This is a genomic window from Qipengyuania profundimaris, from assembly GCF_030717945.1.
GTDB lineage: Bacteria > Pseudomonadota > Alphaproteobacteria > Sphingomonadales > Sphingomonadaceae > Qipengyuania > Qipengyuania profundimaris.
Map to the genome: position 1 here is coordinate 645937 of NZ_JAVAIM010000001.1, position 25183 is coordinate 671119.

The following is a 25183-nucleotide window of genomic DNA, read 5'->3' on the forward strand; positions in this document are numbered from 1 at the left end:
CCTAATTTTCAGAGCATGGAATGTCTTAGCGCAACCGCACCGCGACATATTGCGGCGGGCGGCCGCTACGCTGGACACGCAGCAGCACGGCTTCGCGGCCCTCGCGCTCGGCTTCGTTCACGATGCCCTCGAGCTGAGAGAGCGTCGCGACCGGGCGGTAGTTGGCCGAAAGGATAATGTCGCGGCGCTGGAGGCCCTTGCGGGCAGCGTCGGAGTTGGGGTTCACGCCGGCAACGGCAAGACCCTGCGTATCCGCACTCACACCCAGCTGGCGGGCGATCTGCGTCGTAATCGGCAGAAGCTGAAGGCCGAGGCGCTCTTCGATCACCTCGTTCTCGCCCGGCTGCATCTCCTCCTCGTCGTCCATGTCCGGATCGAACATCTGCTGCTGACGCAGTTCGTCTTCGCTCGGGCGCTTGCCTACGGTCACATTGATCCTTCGGCGCTCGCCGTTGCGGATCAGTTCGATCGGCACGGTGGTGCCCGGCGCGATATTGGCGACCAGGAAGGACAGGGTCTGCTCCGGCGTCACTTCGCGATTGTTGACTCGTGTGACGATATCGCCAGCTTCGAGGCCCGCACGATCGGCAGCCTGGCCCGACTGGACCGACTGGACGATCTCGCCGCGATTGCGGTCGAGGCCGAGAGAATCGGCAACATCGTCGCTCACCGGCGCGATGTTGACGCCGAGATAGCCGCGTTCGATCTCCACCCCATCGCGCAGCTTTTGCACGATCGGCGCAGCGATCTCCGCGGGAATGGCAAAGCCGATGCCGACGCTGCCGCCCGAGGGTGAGAAGATGGCGTTGTTGATGCCGATCACATTGCCCTGCATGTCGAACAGCGGACCGCCCGAATTGCCGCGATTGATGGCGGCATCGGTCTGGATATAGCGGTCGTAGGCGCCGCCCGACCCGGTGTTGCGCTGGATCGCGGAGACGATTCCGCTGGTTACCGTGCCGCCGAGGCCGAAGGGATTGCCGATCGCGACCACCCAGTCGCCCGGGCGCGCCTGACGGCTGTCACCGAATTCGACATAGGGGAAGGCCTCGCGCCGGTTCACCTTGAGCACTGCAAGGTCGGACTGTGCATCGGTGCCGACGAGATCCGCCTCGTATTCGGTGCCATCGGGCATCGTCACGGTGATTTCTTCCACCGTGCCGCGCCCGGTCGGGCTGACGACATGGTTGTTGGTGACGACATAGCCATCGGCCGAGATGACGAAGCCCGAGCCGAGCGACTGGCCTTCGCGATACTGCGGCTCGTCCGGTTGCTGCTGGCCGCGACGCCCAAACAGCCCTTCGAAGGGCGTGCCGGCAAAGGGGTTGGCATTCTGCTGCACTTCGATCCGCTGGCGGGTCGATATGTTGACTACGGCAGGCTGCAGCTGAGCAGTCAGCTCGGCAAAACTTTCGGGAGCCCCTGCGCGCGGGACCACGCGGGCCATCTGCGCATCGTCGTTCTGGGCCACCTGGGCACCTGCCGGATAGCCGGTCGCCAGCGTGATCGCGGCACCTCCGACCAATAGGGCACTCGTTACGGAATAGGCATATCGCACGGGCTTCACGTCCTTCAAATCCTCTTCACTTCTGTCGCGCGGCGCATCCGCTCGGTGAACTTACCGAGCAGCGGGCTGCGGGTTCCTACCTGCCAGACTGCGCTGCGGCGCTGAATGCCGTTTGAACGGCGCGAGGCACGCTCGACGAACGGTCAACGACGTCCGCGGAACTGCCGCAGATACTCATTGTCGGGCGACAGGATGATGTTGCTTTCCGCCCCGCCGTTCTCGGCGGCGAAAGTGGCGTCATAGCTCTGCATGGCGCGGTAGAAATCGTAGAACTCCGGATCCTTGCCGAAAGCATCGGCATAGATGGAGGCGCTTTCGGCATCGGCATCGGCACGGATGATCCGCGCGTCGCGCGAACCCTGCGCGCGGATGGTGCGCGCTTCGCGTTCACGGTCCGATTCCATCCGGCGGAACGCCGATTGGAGCGGCGCTTCGGGCAGATCGGTGCGCATGATCTTCACGTCCACCACCTCGGCCCCGTACTGGCGGGCCTGGCGGTCGAGATTGGTCCGCACGTTCGCGAGGGCGGAGCCACGCTCGGCCGTCAACATCGACTGGAACGTGCGGCGGCCCAGTTCCTGGCGCAGCACCGAGTTGAGGATCGGTTCCAGCGCATTGCGCACGCCGTCGGTCGTCCCTGCACGTTCCACCATGCGGACCGGATCGACGATGCGGAAGCGGGCATAGGCATTGACCAGCAGGCGCTGCTGGTCGGCGCTCAGCACTTCCTCGTCGTTCATTTCCAGGTCGAGCAGCCGCTTCTCGATGCGGCGCACCGAATCGACGAAGGGCATGCGCAGGTAGATGCCCGCATTGCTGGAGCCGTTGGGCGTATTGACGGTGCCGATCGGTTCACCGGTGCGGATCACGACGGCCTGTTCTTCCTCGGGCACCACATAGGCGCTGAGCATCAAGGCGACGATTGCCAGTGCGATCACGATCAGCGTGTTGCGGTGGTCTTGCACGAAAGTGCTCATCTTACTGGCCCTCCGGTGCGGTCACGGTGGTCGAAGGCCGCTGCTGTTGTTGCTGCGACTGGTCGGCCCGGCGACGGATTTCGGGAAGCGGGAGGTACGGCGTTACGTTATCCGTCTCCACAATAGTTTTGGGCGTCTGGCTCAGAACCCGCTCCATGGTTTCGTAATAGAGGCGCTGGCGCGTCACTTCGGGCGCGAGGCGATATTCCTCGTAAACCTTGTCGAAGGCTTCGGCTTCACCCTGCGCCTGGGCCAGCACCTGCTGCGCATAACCGCGCGCCTGGTTGCGATTGGCGTCGGCATTCTGTTCGGCCACCTGCACGTCGCGGAAGGCATCGACCACCTGTGCGGGCGGGTCGGCCTTCTCGATCTCGACACCCAACACGCGGACGCCGGCGCGGTAGCCGTCGAGCGTGCGCTGCATGCGCTCGCGCACATCCTGCTCGATGGCGGCACGCCCTTGGCCCGAGAAGGTCTCGTCCAATTCGGTTTCCGCGACCGAGGCGCGCATCGCGGCTTCGGCAGCTTCCTTCACGGTCTCGATCGGGTCGACGACGCGGAACTTGAAATCGGCGAGGTCACTGATGTTCCAGCGCACGATATAGCTGAGGTCGACGAGGTTCTGGTCGCCCGTCAGGATCAGTTTCACCTGGCTGTCGCTGCCCGGGATGCGTTCGGTGCGCACGCCCTGCACGTCTTCCACGTCCACGATTTCGATCGGGAAGGGGGCGGAGAAATTGAGCCCCGGTTCCATCGTCCGGGTGAAATTGCCTAGCGTTTTCACCACCGCCTGTTGCTGCGGCCCGACGAGGTGCACGCTGGTTGCGATCAGGCCGAGGGCGATAATGCCAACGACCGCGATCGGGAACCAGCTCTTGCCGCCGGGGCGCTGCGGGAAGCGGAAATTCGGCCCGCCGGGGCCACCACCGCCGGTGCGGCGCGGGCCTTCGGGGCCGCGGTTCTTGAAGATATCCTCGATGTTGGGCGAGCGGCGGCCGTCATTGCCGCCGGACCCGGGCGGAAGCCACGGATTGCGCGGCCCGCGGGTCTTGTCCCCGCTCTTGCCGTCGCCATCTCCCGTCGGATCGTTCGAGCCGCGGTTCGGACCGCTATCCTTGTCGCCCGATCCTTGGCCCCAGGGACTCTTCTTGCCCGCCATCGCCAGCCAAATCCTGTTGGTGAACCCGTCCAATGTTCTCATGCCATTCTTTATAGGTGTGGTTTGGCGGAAAAACAGGGTTGAACGGCGCTTTTTGATGATACAGCAGCGCTGCCCATGAGTTCGACCGATCCGAAAGCGCTGTTTCCCGAAGCGATTGCAGCGCGTGTATCCTCCCTAGCTATCGCAAAAGGCCGCGCCATCGCCATCATCGATGCCGCCGGGCTAGGCGCCGGCGAGCGTGAGTCGCTGGAAGCCGACATCCGAGAAGTGCTGGAAAAGCGGGGCGATGTGACGGAGGTCCGCGTCGCCATGACGGCGGAGCGGACCGCGCGCAAACTGATCGCGGTGGGCAGCGGCAAGGGCGGGGTCGGCAAGTCGACGCTGACTGCCAATCTTGCGATCGCACTCGCCCGCGTGGGCCGCAAGGTCGGGCTGGTCGATGCCGATATCTACGGGCCCTCCCAGCCGATGATCCTAGGCAATCAGGGCCAGAAACCGGTGGCGCGCGAGGAAAAGCTGGAGCCCGTGCCGAGCAAATACGGCGTGCCGGTCCTCTCGATGGGTCACCTCGTCGAGCCGGGCCGCGCGATCGCCTGGCGCGGGCCGATGGCAGGCGGCGCGTTGACCCAGCTGGTCGATGCGCATTGGGGCGATACGGAGCTGCTGCTGGTCGACCTGCCCCCGGGGACGGGCGATGTGCAGCTCACCATGCTGCAGAAATTCAAGCCGGCCGGAGCCGTGCTCGTCTCGACCCCGCAGGACCTTGCGCTGATCGACGCCGCGCGCGCCGGCCAGCTGTTCGATCAGGCAGGCGTCCCGGTCGTCGGCCTGGTCGAGAACATGGCGGGCTATGCCTGCCCGCATTGCGGTGAAGTATCCGACCCGTTCGGCAAGGGCGGGGTGGAGGAGGCCGCCGGGCGGCTCGAGCTGCCGTTCCTCGGCCGCATCCCGCTCGACCTCGCCATTCGCGAAGGCGGGGATAGCGGTACGCCGCCCGCCGCGACCGACGATCCGCTCGCCCAGCCTTTCCATGACATCGCCGCGAAGCTCGACGTATGGATTGGCGCGAAAAGCTGAGTGACCTGCCCGTCACCCGGCGCCAGCTGGTCGCCGGGGCGGCGGTCGGCGGCGGGCTTGCCGTCGCCTGGTGGCTATGGCCACGACATTACGGCAGCCCGCTGACTCCTGGCCGGGGCGAGCGCGATTTCGGCGGCTGGCTCACCATCGGGACCGACGGTGTGGTGACCGTTGCGGTGCCCCAGCTCGAAATGGGGCAGGGCGTCACCACGCTGCTGGCGCAGGTGGTCGCGGTGGAACTCGGCGCGGACTGGCGGCAGGTCGGGGTGGAGCCGGTGCCGCCGGCCGGGCTCTATGCCAACGTGCCGCTCGCTGCCGAATGGGCGGAGATGTGGTCCAAGCTGCCGTCGCTCGCGGATGAGCCGGGCAGCCTGCTCGCGGAAAATTTCGCGCGCGGCAATCGCTTCATCGCGACTGCCAGGGGAACGTCGCTAGCAGCATTCGAGCTGCCCATGCGCGAAGCGGCGGCCAGCGCTCGGGCGATGCTGGCCATGGCCGCTGCCGAGCGCTGGGACGCCGAGTGGGAGGAATGCGAAGTCGAAGGCGGCCTGGTCCGCTATAACGAGAACACCGCGAGTTTCGGCGAACTGGTGCTGGAGGCTGCCGAATTCGACCCGCCCGATCCGGCGCCCCTGCGCGTCGAACCGGCCACCGAAGCTCCGGCCGAGATCGATCCCGATACACCGCTCGCTTTCCCCCGGCTCGACTTGCCGGCCAAGGTAGACGGCAGCTTCCTGTTCGCCGGCGACATCCGTTTGCCGGGGCTGGTCTATGCCTCGATCCGCCATGCGCCGACCGGCTCGCAGGAACTCAGCCGATTCGCCGAGGACACGGTCGCGGGCATGCGCGGGCTGGTCGGCGTGGTGCGCTCGAAGCGATATCTCGCTGCAGTGGGCGAAAGCTGGTGGATCGCCGAACAGGCGCTGAAGCGGCTCGCGCCGGTGTTCAGCGGCCCACCGCCGGTGGAGAGCGCCGAGGCGGAAGTCTTGCTGGACGAAGCAATTGGAACGGTCGAGCCGGAAGCGATAGCGAGCATCGGGGACGCCAACGGTCTGCTCGCCAAGCCGGACCTCGAAGCGCGCTATTCGATCGCACCGGCCGTGCACGCCAGCATCGAAACGGCGACGGCGACGGCGCGGCTGGAGGACGGCAAGCTCGAACTGTGGATCGCCTCGCAGGCGCCCGAACTCACCCGGCGCGCGGCGGCGAAGGCGGCGGGCATCTCGGAGCGCGATGTGGTGCTCTACCCCACCGCCGCCGGGGGCAGCTTCGATGCGCGGCTCGACAAGCGCCACGCGATCGAAGTGGTGCAGATCGCCAAGGCGATCGGCCGCCCGGTCCAGCTGATGTGGCCGCGGGTGCAGGAATTTCAGGCCGTCCCGCCGCGCACGCCGGTGGTCGCGGAACTGGCAGCGGCGTTCCAGCCGGCGACCGGCGGGCGGATCGTCGCCTGGCGCACGCAGCTCGCCATGCCGGCGACCATGCGCGAAACGGGCCATCGGTTGTTCGACAATCTGGTTCCGGAAGCCGCCATGCGCCGCGCGGCGGGCCAGGCCGATGCGCTCGCCTGCCGGGGCGCGGTGCCGCCCTACGGCATCGCCAACATCGCGGTGGAGCATTTGCCCGTTCGCATCGACCTGCCGACCGGCCCGATGCGCGGCAATTCGGCTGCCTACGCGGCGTTCTTCACCGAATGCTTCATGGACGAGCTGGCCGAGAAGGCGGGCCGCGATCCGCTGCTCTACCGTATGGATATGCTCGGCCAGTCGCCGCGCATGGCCGACGTGCTGCGCCGCGCGACGCAGATCGCGAATTGGGACGGCGGGCGGCGCGGTACGGGGCAGGGGCTGGCGATGGCCCGCATGGACGCGATCGGCGGCGCGACCGGGCGCATCGCTTGCGTCGCGCAAGCAGCGCTCGGCGAAGGGGGGCTGCGGGTGACGCGGCTCCACGCAGCGGTCGATATCGGGCGGATCGTCAATCTCGACATCGCTAGGCAGCAGATCGAGGGCGGCCTCCTGTTCGGCCTCTCGCTGGCGACGGGGTCGAGCGTGAATTTCTTCGAGGGCAAGCCCTCGCCCAACCGCCTCGTCGCGCTCGGCCTGCCGACGCTGGCCGATAGTCCGGAGATCGAGGTTGCGTTCGTGCCGAGCGATGCCGAACCTTTCGACCCGGGCGAACTCGGCACCGCCGTCGCCGCGCCCGCGATTGCCAACGCCCTCTATTCTGCTACCGGCATGCGCTTCCGCCGCCTGCCGCTCCTGTCGGAAGGCCTGTAAGGAGAGCCCGTTGACCTGGCGCGAGCAGCAATTGCCTCCCGAACACCCGCCCGTGCGCTCGGGCGGGGTGGGCGTGCTGCTGGTCAATCTCGGCACACCCGATGCGCCCGACACCGCCTCCGTTAAGCGTTATCTCGGGGAGTTCCTGTCCGACAAGCGCGTGGTCGAAATCCCCGACCTAATCTGGCAGCCGATCCTGCGCGCGGTCATCCTCAACACCCGCCCGAAGAAAAGCGCTGCGGCCTACCAGAAGGTCTGGACGGCTGAGGGCTCGCCGCTCGCCGTGATCACCCGCCAGCAGGCGGAAGCAATGCAGGCCCGGCTGGGCGAGCGCGTCCGCGTCGACTGGGCGATGCGCTACGGCACGCCGTCGATTCCGGAGCGCCTGCAAGTAATGATGGAGGCTGGGTGCGAACGGATCGTCCTCGCCCCCATGTACCCGCAATATAGCGGCGCGACGACCGCCACCGTGGTCGACAAGGTCGGCGACACTCTGCGCGCAATGCGCTGGCAGCCCGCCATGCGCACCATGCCGCCCTATCACGACGATCCGGCGCATATCGAGGCGCTGGCAAAGGACACCGCCCGCCAGCTCGACGCGCTCGATTTCGAGCCGGAGGTGCTGCTGCTGAGCTATCACGGCATGCCGGAGCGCACGCTGCATCTCGGCGATCCGTATCATTGCCAATGCCAGAAAACTTCGCGGCTGCTCGAGGAAGCGATGGCCCGCCCGGGTCTGCGGTTCGTAACGACCTTCCAGTCGCGCTTCGGACCGGCCAAGTGGCTGGAGCCCGCGACCGACAATACGCTCCAGAAAGAGGCCGCGGCCGGCACGAAACGCCTGGCGGTGGCGATGCCGGGCTTTTCCGCCGACTGCCTCGAAACGCTGGAGGAAATCGCGATAGAGGGGCGGGAGACTTTCATCGAGGGCGGCGGCGAGGAATTCGCTGCGCTATCCTGCCTCAATACTTCCGATGCAGGGCTCGACATGCTGGAGACATTACTGCGGCGCGAACTTTCCGGCTGGTGTTAGCAGACTGGAAAGATGGGTTTCGATAGGCTACTGACATCACGGTAAGTAGCAGGAAAAGACCTTGGCCACCCTCGCACCGCATCAACCCCCAGAATTCACCCACTGGTCCGACCATCGCCTCGGCGAACGGGACCTGGCGCATATCCCCGGCGACGGGGGCCTGCCGCTGGTCGGCAACACCTTCCGCATGCTCGCCGATCCGCACGGTTTCACCCGGCGCATGGTCGAGCAATATGGCCACGTATATCGCACCAAGGCCTTCGGCGGCTGGCAGATCGCCATGATCGGCGCGGATGCCAACGAGCTGATGCTGTTCGACCGGAACCGCAATTTCTCCTCGGAGCAGGGTTGGGGCCCGATCCTCGACAAGCTGTTCCCGCGCGGCCTGATGCTGCTCGATTTCGATCACCATCGCTCCGACCGCCGGGCGCTGTCGATCGCCTTTAAGCCGGGGCCGATGCGGCATTATTCGGGCAGCCTCAATCGCGGCATCGCGCGGCAGGTCGAGGCCTGGTGCGAAGGCGAGATGACCTTCTATCCGGCCATCAAGGAACTGACGCTGGATTTGGCCGCGGATAGCTTCATCGGCATCGAATGGGGGCCGGAAGCGGACAGGATCAACACCGCCTTCATCGACATGGTGCAGGCCAGCGTCGCGCCGGTGCGCAAATCGCTGCCGTTCACGCAGATGAAGCGCGGGACCGACGGGCGCGCCTTCCTGGTCGACTGGTTCACGAAGGAAACCCATCGCCGCCGCGCCGAAGGGGGCGGGCAGGACATGTTCAGCCAGTTCGCCACCGCTACGCATGACGACGGCAGCCTGATGCCTGTCGACGAGGTGGTCGACCACATGAACTTCCTGATGATGGCCGCGCACGACACGATTACCTCGTCCGGCACCTCGCTGGTCATGCAGCTCGCCAAGCACCAGGACTGGCAGGAGAAGCTGCGCCAGGAAATCGAGGCGGTGACCGGCGGCGTCGATGCCAACGGTAAACCGCGCGATCTGGCTTACGACGATCTGGGCAAGCTCGAGCTGACCGAGATGGCGTTCAAGGAAGCGCTGCGGATGATCCCGCCGGTGCCCTCCACCCCGCGCCGTGCGCTGCGCGAGTTCGAATTCGGCGGCTACGCCATACCCGCCGGCGCGCATGTCGGCATCAACGCGCACTACGTGCATCACATGGAAGAGCACTGGGATCGCCCGCACGATTTCGAGCCGCTGCACTTTACGTCCGAGAAGGTGAAGGAACGGCACAAATACGCCTGGATCCCGTTCGGCGGCGGCGCGCATATGTGCCTCGGCCTGCATTTCGCCTATATGCAGATCAAGATCCTGATGGCGCAGCTACTCCCGCGCTATCGCATCGAACTGGCCGATGGCGAGCCCGCATGGCAGCCGTGGCCGATTCCCAAGCCCAAGGACGGGCTGAAGATCAGGCTGGTTTCTCTTTAACTGAAATCGATCGCGATGCCGTCCTTGACCCAGTCGCCATAGCGCGTGGGGCTAAGGTCTTCGTCGTTCTCGACCTTTTGGGGCTCGGGCGGCGGGTCGTTGGTCCAGTGGGACGGCTTTTCGAAGCCCTCGGGTCTCTTGGTTGCGCGATCTGCCATGCATTAGAAATGCGCGCACTGGCGCTTGGTTTCAAGCAGGGGTAGAGGCGCGGGCGATGGCTCAACCCCCCGGTATCCACGCGCGCCGCGCCGCGCTTCGCCTGCTCGATGCCGTGTTGCGCCGTGGCGAGACGCTCGACATCGCCTTTGCCGCCGCAACGAAGGACGTGCGCAAGTTCGAGGACAAGGCGCTGGCCCGCGCGATCGCCAGCGAGAGCCTGCGCTGGCTGGTTGATCTCGACGCCCTGATCGACAGTGCGACGAAAAAGCCGCTGCCGGGCGATGCCAAGGCGCGCATGGTGTTGCGGCTGATGCTGGCGCAGTGGCTACGGCTCGACACGCCGCCGCATGCGGTTGTGGCGACCGGGCTGGACCTGCTGTCGGGCGGGCCGCGCAGGCTGGCGCACGGCGTTTTCTCGACTCTGACGAAGCAGGAGGCGCGATTGCCCGACGCGCCGACATTGCCCGCCGACGTTGCCGCCCGCTGGGGGGAGCGGGCTCCGGCAATAGCAGCCGGTCTCGCCGAGCCACCGCCGCTCGACCTGACCCTGCGCGACCCGGAACAGACCACGCACTGGGCGAATCAGCTTTCCGCCGACAGCCTCATGCCCGGTCACCTGCGCCTGCCGCGTGGCGGCAATGTGGAGAAGCTGCCGGGCTTCGCGGAAGGGGCATGGTGGGTGCAGGACCTTGCCGCCTCGCTGCCCGCGCGCCTGCTCGGACCGGGTGAGGGACGCCACGCGCTCGACCTCTGCGCCGCGCCCGGGGGCAAGTCGCTGCAACTGGCCGCCCAAGGCTGGCAAGTGACCTCGCTCGACATCTCGAAGCGCCGCCTCGAACTCCTGCGCGCAAATCTCAAGCGCACCGGTCTGAAGGCCGGCATCGTGCGCGCCGACGCGCTGACATGGGAGCCTAAGCACAGCTTCGACGCCATCCTGCTGGACGCGCCTTGCACCGCGACCGGCACCGCTCGCCGCCATCCCGACGTCCTCCACCGCATCGGCCCGCGCCAGATCGACGAGATGGCGGAGCTGCAATCCGCACTGATCGAGCGCGCACAGGGTTGGCTGAAGCCGGGCGGCACGCTGGTATACGCCACCTGCTCGCTGGAGCGGGAGGAAGGCGAGGATCAGGCGGCGAAGATCATCCTGGCCACCGATGCGATGCGCGCCGACCAGCTCCCCGAGGGCATCGTACCGACGAGAAAGGGCTGGCTTCGCACCGATCCCGGCATGCTGGCGGATCAGGGCGGACTGGATGGCTTCTTCATCGGCCGGTGGAAAGCGGATCAGGCGTCGGCAAGCGCATAGCGGATATTAGTGCACTCTTGGCCGGCTTGCCGGACGCGTATCGCGACCTCGCCGTCACCTTCGCCTACCCGTTCTATCGTGAAAGGGCTGCCCAGCTCGACATAGTGCCGGAAGGCCATTTCGGCGCTCGTGACGTGGAAAGGCTGTCCCCCGCGTGTCAGGCTGACGAGTTGCCGCGCGACTTCGGCAAGGTGTGCGGAATTCACGTGATCGCCCGAGCCGTCGAGCCACGGATGGTGCGGCGGCATGCTATTGGCAATGTCGAGCAGACCCTCTGCGGTGCCATTGTCGAGCGGGCCGAGGAATGGGCGCTCATCACCAAAAAGGCCCAGAAGCGGTGCATCCGCATAGTCGAAATCGTCGGAACTGATCTGCGGTGCGGCCGCCTTGTCGCCTTTGCGCCAGCTCTCGAAGTCGCGGGTGCGGAAAACCACGCCACGCCCGTCGAGGCGACAGATATGGCGCCCCTCGGCATCCGCGAAGTCGATCGAGAAACTCTCTTTCCCGTCGATCGTCGTGCGGCGGTAGGTTCCGCTGGCATAGGCCCCGATATCGAAATCGCCGCATTCCCAGCGCGTCCAGGTCAGCGCGGACCATTTGTCGGGGTCCCAGGTGCCGAGCGCGGCGGCGCATTCCACGCTCACCCAATAGCTCAGCGCCTGGATCGCACCGGGGTGATGCGGGTGGAGCGCCGCCCACGGCCAGGCGCTCACATCTCGCGAGCAGGCGAACTCTACGCTGCCGTCATCGTGGACGACATGGTCGCAGGTAAAGGCCTTGCCATGCGGTCCTGGCATCGGGTCTGTCGCTCAGGCGTCTTCCTTGAGGTATTTCTGGAAGCTCTTGCGCAACTTCATCAGCTTGGGCGGGATCACCGCCTGGCAATAGGGGTTTCGCTGGCCTTCGCCCTCCCAGTATTCCTGGTGGTAGTCTTCCGCCGGATACCACTCGCCGGTCTCGATGGTCGTGACCGCGCTCTGGCCGTCGTGGTCGGCATTCCAGCGCTCGATCGCCGCTTCGGCCTCGGCCCGCTGGGTATCGTCGAGCGGGAAGATCGCGCTGCGATATTGCGTGCCGACATCGCCGCCCTGCCGGTTGAGCTGGGTCGGGTCATGCGTACCGAGGAACACGTCGTAAAGCTGGCCGAGGCTGATCGCGTCGGGATCGAAGGTCACGCGCACGCCCTCGGCATGGCCCGTGCTGCCGGTGCAGACCTGCTTGTAGGTCGGATCGGGCACGTCGCCGCCGATATAGCCGCTCTCGACCTCATGCACGCCGATGACGTCCTTCATCACCGCCTCGGTGCACCAGAAGCATCCACCCGCCACGATCGCCTGTTGTGTCTCGCTCATCGTAATCTCCTTTGAGCCAGAGATAGGAAGTGCCTCACGCCTTGTCATCCACTGGCGGGCGGTGCAGGAAGCGCGCATCGATTTTCCGGGAGAGACAGTATGCGTATCCTGCTTGCCACCGCCGCCCTGGCCCTTGCCGTGCCCGCCATGGCCGATCATCACGAATTGCCCGACGCGGACGCTTTCGCGGCAACCCATGCCGAAGCTATCTCGGGCGCGATCAATCACCCCAGCCGTGCCGACGACCGCGCACGCGACCAGTTCCGCCACCCGGCCGAAACACTCGCCTTCTTCCGCGTCGAACCCGACATGAAAGTGGGCGAGTACGCTCCCGGCGGCGGCTGGTACACGCGCGTGCTGGGACATTATCTGGGCGGCGAAGGGCAGCTTGTCGGCCTCTATTTCGATCCCACGAGCGGACCTTTCAACGAAGAAGCGCAACAGCGCATTCGCGCCGGCGCTTCCGGCTTCCCCGCAGAAGCTGCCGAATTCACCGGGCTCCCGGCCGAGAACTTCTCCGCGATGACGCTCGATGCGGTTCCCGAAGGCGAAGCGGGGACGCTCGACCGGGTGCTGGTGGTTCGCATGATGCACAACCTGATGCGCTGGAATAACGCTGACAGCGAGCTGAAGAAGATGCGCGACCTGCTGAAGCCCGGCGGCATGCTCGGCATCGTCCAGCACCGCGCACCGGCGGATGCCAGCGCGGATTATGCGAACGGTTCGAAGGGTTATCTGCGGCAGGACGATGTCATCGGCTATGTCGAAGCGCTGGGCTTCGAGCTGGTCGACAGCAGCGAGGTCAATGCTAATCCTCGCGATCCGGCAAATTGGGAAGGGGGCGTCTGGATGATGCCGCCCTCGCTCGGCGGTGACGATGCAATGGACGCGCAAACCCGCGACTTGGGTGAAAGCGACCGCATGACGCTGCTGTTCCGCAAGCGCGACTGACCGGTTTGCCACAGCTGTAAGCTGGCATTCATCCGGTACGTGCAAATCCCTCGATGTAACACTATTACATCGAGGGATTTGTCCATGATTAGCGTTCGTTATCTGGCTCTCGCCGCTGCCCCACTCGCTCTCGCCGCCTGTGAGCGGGCCGACGACGCGCGCGGTGTCGACCACGGTGAGACCCTGCTCTCGGTCAGCGCCAGCGGGCAGGCGGAAAGCCGCCCCGACCGCGCGCAATTCCGCGCAGGGATCGAGACATTCAGCCGCGATGCCACCTCCGCCAGCGAGGCCAATGCCGAAAAGATCGCCGAGATCGTCACGGCCCTGCGCGAACTCGGCGTCGCAGAGGAGGACATCCAGACGCAGAGCGTCAACGTCGGCCGGATCGAATATGGCGACCGCGAGGGGCAGTACCGGGCGATGAATGTGGTCGAGGTGACGATGGATGATCCCGACCGTGCGGGCGCCGCCGTCACCGCCGTGACCGAAGCAGGCGCGAATGTCCTGTCCGGCCCCAGCCTGACGATGAGCGATCCCGAAGCCACCGCCAATCTCGCCTATGCCGACGCCTACAAGGCGGCGCGGCAGCGGGCGGAAGCCTATGCCGAGGCGGCGGGAATGGAAGTCAGCCGGGTGCTCTATATTCGCGATGCCGGCGGCCAGCAGGGCCAGACCTGGCTGCGCGGTGCGGAGGCGATGAACGAGGCGATGGTCCAGCGCACCTCGCCGGCAGCGCCGCCGCCCCCGCCACCGGTGAGCACGGGGCCGCGCCCCGAGGAAGGCGGCATGATGGTCGGCACCACGCGCAGCAATGTCTATATCCAGGTGGACTTCGCGCTGCGGGAGAAATAGTCCATCCAACATGAGAGACATTACCGTCGCCGCCCTCCAGCTGCCGCTCGGCAGCGACGACGAGCAGACCAATATCGCCGCAGTCGGCGAAATGGTCGAACAGGCCGCCGCGCGCGGGGCCGAAATCGTCCTGCCGCCCGAGCTCTTCGCTGGCCCCTATTTCTGCCAGGTCGAGGACGAGGCGCTGTTCGCCCGCGCGCGCCCGAAGGCGGAGCATCCCTCTGTCATCGCGATGCGCAAGCTGGCGGCCAAGCTGAAAGTCGCCATCCCGACCAGCTTCTTCGAGCGCGACGGACACCACTATTACAACACGCTCGCCATGATCGGCCCCGACGGCGAGATCATGGGCACCTATCGCAAGAGCCACATTCCCGACGGGCCGGGCTATGAGGAGAAGTACTATTTCCGCCCCGGCAACGACGGGTTCAAGGTGTGGGACGTCATGGGGACGCGCATTGGAGTCGGCGTGTGCTGGGACCAGTGGTATCCCGAAGCGGCACGCGTGATGGCGCTGATGGGGGCCGAGCTGCTGTTCTACCCGACCGCAATCGGCTCCGAACCCTATGACGCCGAATTCGACACCAGCCGCATGTGGCAGCGCGCCATGCAGGGGCACAGCGTCTCGAACTGCATGCCGGTGATCGCGGCGAACCGGATCGGCAAGGAAGGCAATGCCGACTTTTACGGCCACAGCTTCATCACCAACGAATGGGGCGACAAGCTGGTGGAATTCGGTCGCGAGGAGGACGGCGTGCTGGTCGCGACGCTCGATCTCGACCAGGCCGCGATCCACCGCGCGGGCATGGGCTTCTTCCGCGACCGGCGACCGCAGCTCTACGGGCGCATCGCCGAGGATATCTGAGCGGGCTCGTGACGGCAGGGATCAACCAAAGCGCCCTCGACCGGCTCTTTACCGCCGCGCTGGAAGCCGCCGTGGCGCGGATGGAGAAGGACGGGCACTTCTTCCCGCTTGTCTTCGAGATGCGCGCCAACGGCATGATCCACAATGTGGCCATGCTCGAAACCGCGCCGGTCGACGGCAGCGCGGATGTGCTCGAGCGGCTGACGGCGATGTTGCGGACGCGCGCAGGTGAGGGGACGATCGTCGCCTCGGCCATCGTCCTGCAAGGGGGCGACGACCAGCGTATGTCCGTCCGGCTGCGCGCGTCGAACTATGCGAAGGACATCGCCGTGCCGTTCGAGATCGAACGCAAGGGTTTCGTGAAGCGGCGGCGGCGCGTGTCGCTCGGCGACATCTCGGGCGACACCGTGCCCAACGACGTTTTCTAGCTGCCCGCCAGTTCCTTCAGGATGATCGACCAGTGGTCGAGCCCGTCGTAGAAGGCGTCGACCCGCATGCGTTCGTTGAGGCCGTGGGAGTAGATGTCCTCCGGTCGGCTGGCTCCCGCACCGATGGCGATCGTGTCGTAGCCCAGCGTCCGGTAATGCATGCCGTCCGTGCCGCCCGAGGACATGTTCGGGATCATCGGGATTTCGCGCCCGAAGCGCGCCGCCAGCGATTTGGCCAGCGCCACGCGGACTTCGTCGGGAAAGCTGCTCATGCCGCTCTCGGTTGCCTCTGCGCGCTGGGTGATCGCGACGTCGGGATTGCCGATGACCTCGGCCAGCGTCGCCTTCACGCTATCGACGCCCTCGCCCGGCCACACCCGGCAATTGACCGCGGCGCTGGCCGATTGCGGCAGAGCGTTTTCGGCATGTCCGGCCTCCAGCATGGTCGCGACGCAGGTCGTGCCGAGCGTGCCGACGAAGCCGGGATCGGCGCGGATGATCTCGATGGCTTCGGCATCGCTCGGGTCTTCGGCAAAGCGCGTCATCGCATCGCCGAGCGCGCCAGGCACGCTCCGGCCCAGCGCCGCGAAATAGCTGCGGGTGAGCTCGCTCTCGCGCACGGGAAAGCGATGGTCGGCGATCTTCGTCAGCGCGGCAGCCAGCTCGTAGATTGCATTGTCGCTGCGCGGGCGAGAGGAATGGCCGCCGGAATTGGTCACCGTGAGGTCGAAGGTAACATATGTCTTCTCGGCCAGCTGGACCTGCTGCGCCAGCGGAGAGAAATCGTCGGCCAGCCCGATGCCGCCTGCGTCCGAATTGAGGACATAGGCGGGGTCCACATTCTCCGCGACCCACTTTGCCTGCGCACGGGTCGAAATCATGCCGGTTTCCTCGTCGCCGGAGAACACGAGGTAGAGGTCGCGGTTCGGCACCCAGCCTTCCTGCTTCAGCCGCATGAAGGTGCCGGTGAGATTGGCGACGCCGTATTTGTTGTCCTGCGTGCCGCGGGCGTAGAAATAGCCGTCTTCCTCGGTCAGCGTGAACGGCGCGCGATCCCAGTCCTTGGGCAGCGCATCGACTACGTCCATATGTGCGAGCATGACGATGGGTTTCTTGCCCGACGCGCCATTGCCGGGATAGCGCACGACGAGCCCCTGCGTCGGCTCGCCCTCGCTATCGTAATCGGTCACCATAAGGTCCTCGGCTGCAAAACCCGCTTCGGACAGCCGCCTGACCAGATAGGCGACCATCTCGTCCATCCGCTGGTGTCCGCGCGCGGTGCGGAAGGCGATGATGTCGGCATAGAGCGCGCGCATCATCTGCTGGTGCTCGGTGCGCTGTTCGACCGCGTTCGTGTCTTGCGCGGCGAGGGGCGCGCAGACCGCGGCTCCCGCTGCAAGTGCCAGCATCAGTTTACGCATACCTGTCTCCCCTTCGCTCCGGCCCGTTCCCAAGGGCGGTGCGCGACGCTAGGGCTGGGGCATGAGCGAGGCAAGCGGACATCGCTATATCGTGGCGCTGGGGTCGAACATGCGGCTGTCCGGCGTAGGCGGGCCGCGCGCGGTGCTGGACGCGGCAATCGAAAGTCTGGCGGACAGCGAGATGGACGTGCTGGCAAGATCTCCGACCATCGCAACCGTGCCGGTCGGCCCGTCGCAGCGGCGTTATGCCAATGCCGCGATACTGGTCGCGAGCCCGCTTTCTCCGCCAGACATGCTGGTACTGCTGCAGACAGCCGAGCGGGAGTTCGGCCGGAAGAGGCGGGGCCAACGCTGGCGGGCCCGCACGCTGGATCTTGACGTGGTACTGTGGAGCGGTGGCATCTGGGGGTCGCCGGACCTGGCGATCCCGCATCCGACCTTCCGCGAGCGGCCCTTCGTGCTCACCCCGGCAGCGCACATCGCACCTAGCTGGCGCGACCCGCTTACGGGGCTTACCCTGCGCCAGCTCGCAGCGCGCGCGACTTGATCGCGGCGGCCCGATCGCGTGTGTTCGTAGAGAAACACAAGAGCCGCTTGACCGCCTCCCGCCGCATGCCTAGGTGGCCCACCGTGGTCGGGCCGTTAGCTCAGTCGGTAGAGCAACTGACTTTTAATCAGTAGGTCGCTGGTTCGAACCCAGCACGGCTCACCACCTTTCATCCTCTCGCTTAAAAGAAATCGCGCGTTGCATGGCGCACGACCGATCTCGCGTCGCGGAGTTTCGGGTGTTCTTAAATCGATCCGGTGCTAAAGAGCATGGCCGTGGACGGAGTTAAGTATCTGAAGGGCCGGATTTTGGCTGGGGTCTCGCTCGCCTTGATGGTGAGCGCTTCGCCTGCGCTTGCCTCGCAGCAGGAAGACGCACTGCCAGACGATCAGAACGCGACGGAACTACCCGATCCGGGCGTGAGCCTGCCGACCGTCACGGAAGTCACCGAACTTCCCGACCCCGGCGAGAGCCCGCTCCAGCTCGATTTCGGTGCCGACCCCATTCTCGGCCTTGCCGACAGTGCGGCAGATCCAGAGCTTTTCCGGCGGATCGTGGCATCGTCGCTGCAAGCCAATGCCTCGCGCCGCGAGGTCGAGGCCCAGGTCGATCTGGCCGAAGCGCAGGTAGACGAGGCGGAAGCCGGACACTTCCCGACGGTTGATCTCAACTTCACGACCTACAAGACCATCACGCGCAATTTCGGCGACGATCCCTTCAACCTGCTCGAACGCTCGCGCCCCCGCGAGCGCTCCGATGCGACTGCGGCCGTGGAGTACACGATCTTCGACTGGGGTGCCGTCAACGGCGCCATCCTCGCCGCGCAAGCGCGTCTGCGAGCGGCTGGATACGAACGCGACGCAGCGCTCACGGGCCTGGTCAACGATGTCGTGACCAATTGGTACAGCGTGTTCGCCTACCAGTCGCTAAGCCGCCTCGCCGAGGGCTATCTTGCAGCGCAGGACGGCATCGACGAGGCCCTCGACAAGCGCATTGCCCAGGGCGTCAACGCGCCTGCGGACCGAGCGCGGGTGGAAACCCTGCGGGCCGACGGGCAAATCCGCCTGGCGCAATTCGAGCGGCGGCTGGCTTCGGCAGAGGCGCGCTTCGCCGAGCTTACCGGCGTGCCGCCGCCGCCCCTGTTGCAGCGCCCTCCGGTATTGTCGGACATGCGGATCAGCCGCGACTACGCCGTGATGGCCGCCAGCGAAGCGCCTGCGGTCAAGAGCGCCGAAGCCGCTGCCGAAGCCGCACGGATTGATGTGCGTAACAGCTGGGCCAGCCAGGCCCCGAAGCTGACCGCGCGGGTCGATGCCGGCCGCTATGGCGTGTTCGAGGATCAGGAAGACTACGACGTCCGCGGTAGCCTGAACCTGCGTTATCGCCTGTTCGGCGGCGCGCTGGCGCGAGACGATCAGGCACGCGCCCGCTCCGCCGCCGCAGAGGCGACGGCCGACCGCATCCGCCAGGAAAGCGAGCGCGATGCCGCGATCATCTGGGCCGACGTGCAGGCGCTGGAGCAGCAGCTGGTCGCGCTGGAAGCTGCCTATGTCTCCGCCCGGCAGACCCGCGACGTGGTCTTCCGCCGCTTCGCCGCGCTGCGCGGCACGCTGTTCGACGTGGCCGACGCGCAAAGCGCCTATCTGTCTGCCGCCATCGCCTATATCGAAGGGCTGACCCAGCTCGACGCCTCGCGCTATGTCCTGCTGGCGCGCACAGGACGCCTGCTCGAACAGTTCGACATGGAGGGCCAGCCATGAGCGAAGAGCGGATCGTCGACGTCCCGCAAAAGCGGCTTGCCGACTGGATCATGGAGCCGATCAAGGCGAACTGGCGCACCTATTCCAAGGTCGCCATCGCCGCGACGCTGATCAACATCTTCGGCCTCGTCACCGCGCTGTTCACGATGACGGTGTACGACCGGGTCATTCCCAACAGCGCCTTCACCTCGCTGGCGGCGCTCTCGATCGGCCTCGCGATCATCGTAATCTTCGACTTCGCGCTCAAGCTGCTGCGCGCCTATTTCGTCGATCACGCGGGCACCAATATCGACAAGGATGTGGGCGAAACGGTCTTCGAGCGCCTGATCGAAATGCGGCTGGAGCTGCGCAAGGGTTCGACCGGCCAGCTGACCGGGCTGATGCGCGAACTCGAAACGCTGCGCGATTTCTTCGCCTCGGCGACGCTGGCGGCCGTAGTCGACGTGCCGTTCATCTTCATCACGCTGACCGTGGTCGCGCTGATCGGGGGCTGGGTGGTGCTGGTGCCCGCGTTGATGGTCCCGCTGGTGATCCTCGTCGGCCTCGCAGTGCACCCCACGCAGCAGCGCCTGGCCGCTAGGGCGATGGACGAGGGGCTGCTCAAGCAGTCGGTGCTGGTCGAGACGATCGGCAGCATCGAGGCGGTGAAGACCGCCGGGGCGCGCAATCTATTCGAGGACCGCTGGACGCGGGCGCTGGGCGACCACGCGCATATCTCGCTCCAGCAGCGCCTGATCTCCAGCATCGGGACCACCTTCGCCACCTCGGCAGGCACGATTTCCTATGCCGGTGTCGTGATCGTCGGCGTGTTTTCCGTGGCCGACAACCGCCTGACGATGGGCGGGCTGATCGCCTGCTCGATCCTCGCCGGGCGGGCCATTGCGCCGCTTGCGCAGATTTCTCAGCTCGTTTCGCGCCTTACCGCCACCCGCACCGCCTATCGCCAGATCCGCGCGCTGATGGAGCGGCCGCCCGAAGGGCCGGGCAGCGATGCCATCGTGATCGACCGGACGCGCGGCGAGCTGGAGTTGCGCAATGTCAGCTTCCAGTACCCCGGTGCCGCGACCAAGGCGCTCGACAGCGTCAGCCTGACGATCCGGCCCGGCGAGAAAGTTGCGCTGCTCGGCCGTGTCGGGTCCGGCAAATCAACGCTCGCGCGCATGATGCTGGGCCTCTATCCCCCGCAGGACGGCATGGTGCTGTTCGACGGGATCGACATCGCCCAGCTCGATCCCAATTCGCTGCGCCGCTCGGTGGGGTCGGTGCTACAGGAACCGGCGCTGTTCTCCGGTACGATCCGCGAGAATATCGCCCTCGGCCGGCCCAATGTCGACGACGAGGAAATGCTGCGCGCCAGCCGCGTGTCTGGCACCGACATCTTCGCCAGCCGAATCCCGCGCGGATACGATTTGCGTCTGGTCGATCGCGGCGAAGGGCTGTCCGGCGGGCAGCGCCAGTCGATCGCCATCGCCCGCGCGTTAGCTGGGCGGCCACCGGTGCTGGTGATGGACGAACCCAGCAGCGCGATGGATGCCCAGACGGAAGCCGATCTGATCGAGCGCCTGCGTGACGAACTGACCGACCGCACGCTTGTGGTCGTCACCCATCGACAACCGCTGCTCGCGTTGGTCGACCGGATCATCGTGGTCGATGAGGGAAAGATCCGCGCCGACGGGCCGCGCGATGCAGTGCTGGCGAAACTCGCCGAAGGGTCGCGCCAGCAGGGCAATCCGACCAGCGGCCACGTCACTACGGCAGTGACGTCCAAGGCAGTGAAACCGACATGAGCGCGCGCGAGGATCCGGTGGACGAGACGACCGAAGGCCAGCCTCAGCATCAGCCGATGCCCGGCCAAATGCCCGAGCGCGAAGAGGGCCGCGTCGAGCGGTTCATCGACAATCTCGAACCGCGCCGCGTCTCGCGCTGGCTGTTCTGGGCGATCGTCGTCTTTTTCGTCGTCTTCCTCATCTGGGCGGCACTGGCGGAAATCGACCGCACCGTGCGCGGGCAGGGGCGCGTGATATCGAGCAACGAGCTCCAGATCGTTTCCAGCCTCGAAGGCGGGGTTCTCGAAGAAATTTTCGTCACCACCGGCCAGCAGGTCGAAGCGCTCGACCCCGTGCTGCGGCTGGACCCGACGGAGACGGGGTCGAATCTCGGCAGCACCTCCGCCACGGCGGGGGCATTGGAAATGAAAGTCGCGCGGCTGGAGGCCGAGCTGGCTGGTCGCGCGCCAAGCTTCCCGGCACCGGCGGACGAGGAAGCAGCCCGGCAGCGCAGCATCGAAAGCGCGCTGTACGCCTCGCGCCAGGCCAATTTGCAAAGTTCGCTGGCAGGCGCGCGTGCGCAGCTTGCCCGGGCGCGGCAGCAGGTGACCGAAGCGGAACGCCAGTCGGATTCGCTCGCGAGCCAAGCGCAGGCCGCCCGTGCCGAAGCCGATCTTCTGAGGCCACTGGTCGATCAGGGTATTGAACCGCGCCTCTCGCTGGTGCGCGCGGAAGGGCAGGCGACGAGCGCCGAAGCGCAGCTCGCAGGAGCCCGCGCCAGCATCGGGCGCGCGCAGGCACAGGTGTACGAAGCGCAGGCGAATCTCGACCGGACGCTGCGCGACTGGCGCGCGCAATCGGCGAATGAACTCGCCGCTGCGCAGGCGGAACTGGGGGCACGGAGTGCAACCTTGCCGGCTCTGGAAGAGCGGCTCGCGCGCACCACCTTGCGGTCGCCGGTGACGGGCACGGTCAATCGCGTGCTGGTAAATACGCGCGGCAGTGCGGTCTCTCCGGGCGAGCCGCTGGTCGAGATCACCGCGACCGACGATGCGCTACTGGTCGAAGTCCGCATCCGCCCGCAGGACATCGGCACCGTGCGGATCGGGCAGGACGCGAAAGTCGGCATCACGGCGTTCGACCAGACGATCTACGGCAGCCTCGACGGCAAGGTCGTCACCATCTCGCCCGACTCGATTGTCGACGAGCGCAGCGGCGAGATTTTCTATCTGGTGCGCGTGCGGACCGAGATGGATTCGATCCCCAATGTCGACGGCGACCTCGAGATCGGCACCGGCATGGTCGCGGATGTCAGCCTGCTTGGCGACAAGCGGACCGTGCTACAATACATCCTGACCCCGCTGCGCCGCTTCAGCGATCGTGCGTTCCGCGAATAGAACGCGAGCATTGCGGGGCGGCTTGCAAGTCCGGGTCCGAGCGGCGACAATGCGCTCATGAATACGACCATCCCGCTCGCCCTGCTCCTTGCGACCACCGGCTGCGCGGCCAGCGAAGGGGCTTACGAAGTGGCGGAAGAACGCGCGGCCTGCACGGTCGAAAACGCCGAGAAGGCAGGGATGAGCGAGGCAGCGCTTTGCGTCGCGCTGTTGCAAGGGTTTGCTGAAGCCGGCGGCGACCCCGCGACAAACTTGGCGGTGACGATCGCATCGCCGACGCAGCTCGACGTGCTGGTTACGGAAGCCTCCGGTACGCAGCACGACCCAATCACCTTCGATGTGATGGACACCGAAATGCGCGAAGCGATCGTGAAGGGCTTCGGCGCCGATCTTGCGCGGATCCTGGCACGAGACGCAGCCTCCGGTGGCTGATCCGGGCCGTTCCCCCAAACTCGTCATCTTCGCTCGCCTGCCGGTCCCCGGAAAGGCGAAGACGCGGCTGATCCCGGCGCTTGGCGAGGAAGGCGCAGCACGGCTCTATGCCCGGCTGCTCAATCGCACGGTGGAAGAGGCGAAGACCAGTGGCCTGCCGTTCCAGCTGCGAGTGACTGGCGGCGAATGCGCGGCATTCCGCGAACTTTACGGCGAGGATATCCAAGTCGTCGAGCAAGGTCCGGGCGATCTCGGCGAGCGCATGGCGCGGGTTGAGGGGCCGTCGCTCATTATCGGGAGCGACTGTCCGGGCATGACCGCACCCCTGATCCGTGCCGCTGCGGGCGCGCTGGACGACCGGTCGGTCGTGATCGGTCCTGCGACCGATGGCGGCTACTATTTGATCGGCTTTCGCGAGCAGTTGCCGTGGCTCTTCGCCGACATGGAATGGAGCACGTCGACCGTCTTCGCCGAAACGCTGGCGAGGCTTGCGGCTCGCGGCCTGGGCCCGGCGGTGCTGCCCGAGCTTTCGGATATCGACACGCCCGAAGACCTTGCCAGCTGGCCGGAACTTCAGTGAGCACCAGCATCGTCGTGCCGGTGCTGGACGAGGAAGCGGCACTGCCTGCGCTGGTCGAACGGCTTGCCAGCCTCGACCCCCGGCCTGCCGAGATCGTGCTGGTGGACGGCGGCAGCAGCGATGCGACGGTCGAACTCGCGCAAGCTGCCGGCTGGCGCGTGATCTCCGGTGAGCGGGGCCGGGCGCGGCAGATCAATCTCGGGGTCGCCGAAGCGATCGGCGACAACGTCTGCGTCCTCCATGCCGACACGCTGCCGCCCGCGGACATGGTCGCCGTGATCGAGGAGACGCTGGCCGACAAGCGCATCGCGCTCGCCAGCTTCACGCCGCTGATCAAGGGGCCGCACAAGACCCGCTGGTTCACCACGGCGCATAACTGGATCAAGACTTGGTACGCGCCGCTCATCACCCGGCCGCATTTGTTTTTTCGCGGAGTGCGCCTGCTGTTCGGCGATCACGCGATGTTTTTCCGGCGCGACGACTTTCGACGCCTCGGGGGCTGCACGCCGGGCGATGCGGTGATGGAGGAAGCCGATCTCTGTGTGAAATTTGCCAGGCTCGGGCGGATCAAGCTGGTGCCGCGCTGGGTGGAGACATCGGATCGCAGGATTGCCGCCTGGGGTCCGCTCAAGGCGAACTGGATCTATTTCAAGGTCGGCATGCTCTGGGCCTTCGGCCTGCGCGACAGGATGGCGAAGCATTACCCTGACGTGCGCTAGGCGTTCGGCAGGAAGTCCGCTTCGATGCAATAGTCGATCAGGCGATGGATGTAGGGTTTGCCGGTCGCCGGACAGGCCTCTCCGCCAAGCTGGCGAAAGGCGCTGTCGTCGAAATGCGGGTCGCGCTGGAAGTAGCTGGCATAGAGCCCCGCGATCCGTTTGAAGAGCCGTCGCTCGATAGCCGGGAGGGTCGCCGGGTCGAATTTTTCGGGCGCGAACAGCTCGGGTTCGTGAAATTGCGAGTAGGCGCCGATCGCGCCGGTGAAGTCGGCCACCGGTACCGGCTGTCCCGCCACGAGATGAAAGGTCCCGCCGCTGCTCGCGCCCGAAGTCCCGCCGAGATTCGCGGCAATGGTCACGATGCCTTTCGCCACGTGATCGATGGGCACGAAGTCCAGCGTCGCTCCGGCGCGGGCCGGCATGTGCTTCACCCGACCCTCGGCGATCAGCTTGAAGGCGGCATAGGTGGTGTCGAACTGGCGGATCGCTCCGCTGTCATGCTCGCCGACCACGATCGAGGGGCGCACAATCGCCCAGCGCAGATCGCTCGCGCGCACCAAGCGCTCGCCCGCCGCTTTGCTCGCCTCGTACCCATTGGCAAAGCCGCCGTCGGGTAGCGGATCGTCTTCGCGGATTACCCCGTCGCGCGCGCCGCAGACATAAGCGGTGGACACATGAAGCACGGCCATCTCGCCGGCCTGCGCAAGCTCCAGCATATGCGCGACGCCATCGACATTCACGGCGCGGTAGTCCGCTTCGTCGAGACCGAAACGCACCGTCGCGGCACAATGGATTACCAGATCATGTGCCTCCGCGACTTTCGCGAACAACTCGTCGTCCCAGCCGAATCGCGGCTGGGACACGTCGCCCGTCAACGTGCGCGCGGGAACCGCTGAGCCATCGTTCGCGCGCACATCGGGCGTGCGATGGACCAGCGCCGTGACGCGATGGCCCGCAGCGATCAGCCGCGCGCAAACCTCTCCGCCCAATAGGCCGGCGGCGCCTGTAACCAGAGTGCTTGCGATGACGAATGCCTTCCCATGGACTGCCGGGGGGATTGCGAAAGAGTTCGCTTCCTAGGCGTATTGGGTTACGGG

Annotated in this window: 24 protein-coding genes and 1 tRNA gene; 17 read left to right on the forward strand and 8 right to left on the reverse strand. The window is 66.1% G+C overall.

What is annotated here, in order from left to right:
* Window positions 1-25: 25 nt before the first annotated feature.
* From Q9K02_RS03315 to hflK, 3 genes are all read right to left on the reverse strand, one after another.
* Entirely contained in the window at window positions 26-1558 is a 1533-nt protein-coding gene (locus Q9K02_RS03315) for a Do family serine endopeptidase (protein ID WP_305933432.1), read from the reverse strand.
* Between the two features lie 152 nt (window positions 1559-1710).
* The gene (hflC, locus tag Q9K02_RS03320; protein ID WP_305931609.1) at window positions 1711-2544 is read right to left on the reverse strand and encodes a protease modulator HflC; all 834 of its coding nucleotides are present in this window, start codon (window positions 2542-2544) and stop codon (window positions 1711-1713) included.
* A 1-nt stretch (window position 2545) separates the two neighbouring features.
* The gene (gene hflK, locus Q9K02_RS03325) at window positions 2546-3745 is read right to left on the reverse strand and encodes a protease modulator HflK (protein WP_305931610.1); all 1200 of its coding nucleotides are present in this window, start codon (window positions 3743-3745) and stop codon (window positions 2546-2548) included.
* 75 nt (window positions 3746-3820) lie between these two features.
* Here hflK and Q9K02_RS03330 point away from each other — a divergent pair, with 75 nt between their 5' ends.
* From Q9K02_RS03330 to Q9K02_RS03345, 4 genes are all read left to right on the forward strand, one after another.
* Entirely contained in the window at window positions 3821-4783 is a 963-nt protein-coding gene (locus Q9K02_RS03330) for an Mrp/NBP35 family ATP-binding protein (RefSeq protein ID WP_422785404.1), read from the forward strand.
* Window positions 4762-7062: a xanthine dehydrogenase family protein molybdopterin-binding subunit gene (locus tag Q9K02_RS03335; protein WP_305931611.1), complete on the forward strand. Its 2301-nt coding sequence runs from the start codon at window positions 4762-4764 to the stop codon at window positions 7060-7062. The genes Q9K02_RS03330 and Q9K02_RS03335 overlap by 22 nt, the downstream gene beginning before the upstream one ends.
* Before the next feature lie 10 nt (window positions 7063-7072).
* Window positions 7073-8095 carry a ferrochelatase gene (gene hemH, locus Q9K02_RS03340; protein WP_305931612.1) on the forward strand — a complete coding sequence of 341 codons (1023 nt, stop codon included), beginning with the start codon at window positions 7073-7075 and terminating at the stop codon, window positions 8093-8095.
* Between the two features lie 61 nt (window positions 8096-8156).
* A complete protein-coding gene (locus Q9K02_RS03345; RefSeq protein ID WP_305931613.1) occupies window positions 8157-9551 on the forward strand; it encodes a cytochrome P450 in 1395 nt (464 codons plus the stop codon).
* Here Q9K02_RS03345 and Q9K02_RS03350 read toward each other — a convergent pair.
* Window positions 9548-9709, reverse strand: a complete 162-nt coding sequence (locus Q9K02_RS03350) for a DUF1674 domain-containing protein (RefSeq protein ID WP_305931614.1) — start codon at window positions 9707-9709, stop codon at window positions 9548-9550. The genes Q9K02_RS03345 and Q9K02_RS03350 overlap by 4 nt on opposite strands.
* A 56-nt stretch (window positions 9710-9765) precedes the next feature.
* Here Q9K02_RS03350 and Q9K02_RS03355 point away from each other — a divergent pair, with 56 nt between their 5' ends.
* A complete protein-coding gene (locus Q9K02_RS03355; RefSeq protein WP_305931615.1) occupies window positions 9766-11019 on the forward strand; it encodes an RsmB/NOP family class I SAM-dependent RNA methyltransferase in 1254 nt (417 codons plus the stop codon).
* Here the strand turns inward: Q9K02_RS03355 and Q9K02_RS03360 are convergent.
* On the reverse strand, window positions 10998-11816 hold the full coding sequence (locus tag Q9K02_RS03360) for a hypothetical protein (protein ID WP_305931616.1): 819 nt from the start codon (window positions 11814-11816) through the stop codon (window positions 10998-11000). The genes Q9K02_RS03355 and Q9K02_RS03360 overlap by 22 nt on opposite strands.
* A gap of 12 nt (window positions 11817-11828) precedes the next feature.
* Window positions 11829-12371 (reverse strand): peptide-methionine (S)-S-oxide reductase MsrA, encoded by a 543-nt coding sequence (gene msrA / locus Q9K02_RS03365; protein WP_305931617.1) that lies wholly within the window; start codon window positions 12369-12371, stop codon window positions 11829-11831.
* Window positions 12372-12470: 99 nt separating this feature from the next.
* Between msrA and Q9K02_RS03370 the strand changes: the two genes are divergently transcribed.
* The 4 genes from Q9K02_RS03370 (at window position 12471) to Q9K02_RS03385 (ending at window position 15464) form a co-directional block, all read left to right on the forward strand.
* On the forward strand, window positions 12471-13322 hold the full coding sequence (locus Q9K02_RS03370) for a class I SAM-dependent methyltransferase (RefSeq protein WP_305931618.1): 852 nt from the start codon (window positions 12471-12473) through the stop codon (window positions 13320-13322).
* A gap of 84 nt (window positions 13323-13406) precedes the next feature.
* On the forward strand, window positions 13407-14174 hold the full coding sequence (locus tag Q9K02_RS03375) for an SIMPL domain-containing protein (RefSeq protein WP_305931619.1): 768 nt from the start codon (window positions 13407-13409) through the stop codon (window positions 14172-14174).
* Window positions 14175-14184: 10 nt separating this feature from the next.
* Entirely contained in the window at window positions 14185-15036 is an 852-nt protein-coding gene (gene aguB / locus Q9K02_RS03380; protein WP_305931620.1) for an N-carbamoylputrescine amidase, read from the forward strand.
* An 8-nt stretch (window positions 15037-15044) separates the two neighbouring features.
* Window positions 15045-15464, forward strand: a complete 420-nt coding sequence (locus Q9K02_RS03385; RefSeq protein ID WP_305931621.1) for a hypothetical protein — start codon at window positions 15045-15047, stop codon at window positions 15462-15464.
* Here the strand turns inward: Q9K02_RS03385 and Q9K02_RS03390 are convergent.
* Entirely contained in the window at window positions 15461-16885 is a 1425-nt protein-coding gene (locus Q9K02_RS03390) for a M20/M25/M40 family metallo-hydrolase (protein WP_305931622.1), read from the reverse strand. The two genes, Q9K02_RS03385 and Q9K02_RS03390, sit on opposite strands and share 4 nt — an antisense overlap.
* Window positions 16886-16946: 61 nt before the next feature.
* Here Q9K02_RS03390 and folK point away from each other — a divergent pair, with 61 nt between their 5' ends.
* The 8 genes from folK to Q9K02_RS03430 all read left to right on the forward strand — a co-directional run bounded on the left by folK (window position 16947) and on the right by Q9K02_RS03430 (window position 24086).
* Complete coding sequence (gene folK, locus Q9K02_RS03395; RefSeq protein ID WP_305931623.1) at window positions 16947-17432, forward strand: 2-amino-4-hydroxy-6-hydroxymethyldihydropteridine diphosphokinase; 486 nt, start codon at window positions 16947-16949, stop codon at window positions 17430-17432.
* Between the two features lie 89 nt (window positions 17433-17521).
* Window positions 17522-17597: transfer RNA gene (locus Q9K02_RS03400), tRNA-Lys, on the forward strand.
* Between the two features lie 110 nt (window positions 17598-17707).
* Complete coding sequence (locus Q9K02_RS03405; RefSeq protein WP_305931624.1) at window positions 17708-19192, forward strand: TolC family protein; 1485 nt, start codon at window positions 17708-17710, stop codon at window positions 19190-19192.
* Window positions 19189-20979 carry a type I secretion system permease/ATPase gene (locus tag Q9K02_RS03410; protein ID WP_305931625.1) on the forward strand — a complete coding sequence of 597 codons (1791 nt, stop codon included), beginning with the start codon at window positions 19189-19191 and terminating at the stop codon, window positions 20977-20979. Before Q9K02_RS03405 ends, Q9K02_RS03410 begins: the two co-directional genes overlap by 4 nt.
* The gene (locus tag Q9K02_RS03415) at window positions 20976-22355 is read left to right on the forward strand and encodes an HlyD family type I secretion periplasmic adaptor subunit (RefSeq protein ID WP_305931626.1); all 1380 of its coding nucleotides are present in this window, start codon (window positions 20976-20978) and stop codon (window positions 22353-22355) included. Before Q9K02_RS03410 ends, Q9K02_RS03415 begins: the two co-directional genes overlap by 4 nt.
* A 57-nt stretch (window positions 22356-22412) precedes the next feature.
* Complete coding sequence (locus tag Q9K02_RS03420; RefSeq protein WP_305931627.1) at window positions 22413-22787, forward strand: hypothetical protein; 375 nt, start codon at window positions 22413-22415, stop codon at window positions 22785-22787.
* Entirely contained in the window at window positions 22780-23367 is a 588-nt protein-coding gene (locus tag Q9K02_RS03425; protein ID WP_305931628.1) for a TIGR04282 family arsenosugar biosynthesis glycosyltransferase, read from the forward strand. Before Q9K02_RS03420 ends, Q9K02_RS03425 begins: the two co-directional genes overlap by 8 nt.
* Complete coding sequence (locus Q9K02_RS03430) at window positions 23364-24086, forward strand: glycosyltransferase (protein WP_305931629.1); 723 nt, start codon at window positions 23364-23366, stop codon at window positions 24084-24086. Before Q9K02_RS03425 ends, Q9K02_RS03430 begins: the two co-directional genes overlap by 4 nt.
* Here Q9K02_RS03430 and Q9K02_RS03435 read toward each other — a convergent pair.
* Window positions 24083-25144, reverse strand: a complete 1062-nt coding sequence (locus Q9K02_RS03435) for an SDR family oxidoreductase (protein WP_340310321.1) — start codon at window positions 25142-25144, stop codon at window positions 24083-24085. The two genes, Q9K02_RS03430 and Q9K02_RS03435, sit on opposite strands and share 4 nt — an antisense overlap.
* Window positions 25145-25183: the final 39 nt, after the last annotated feature.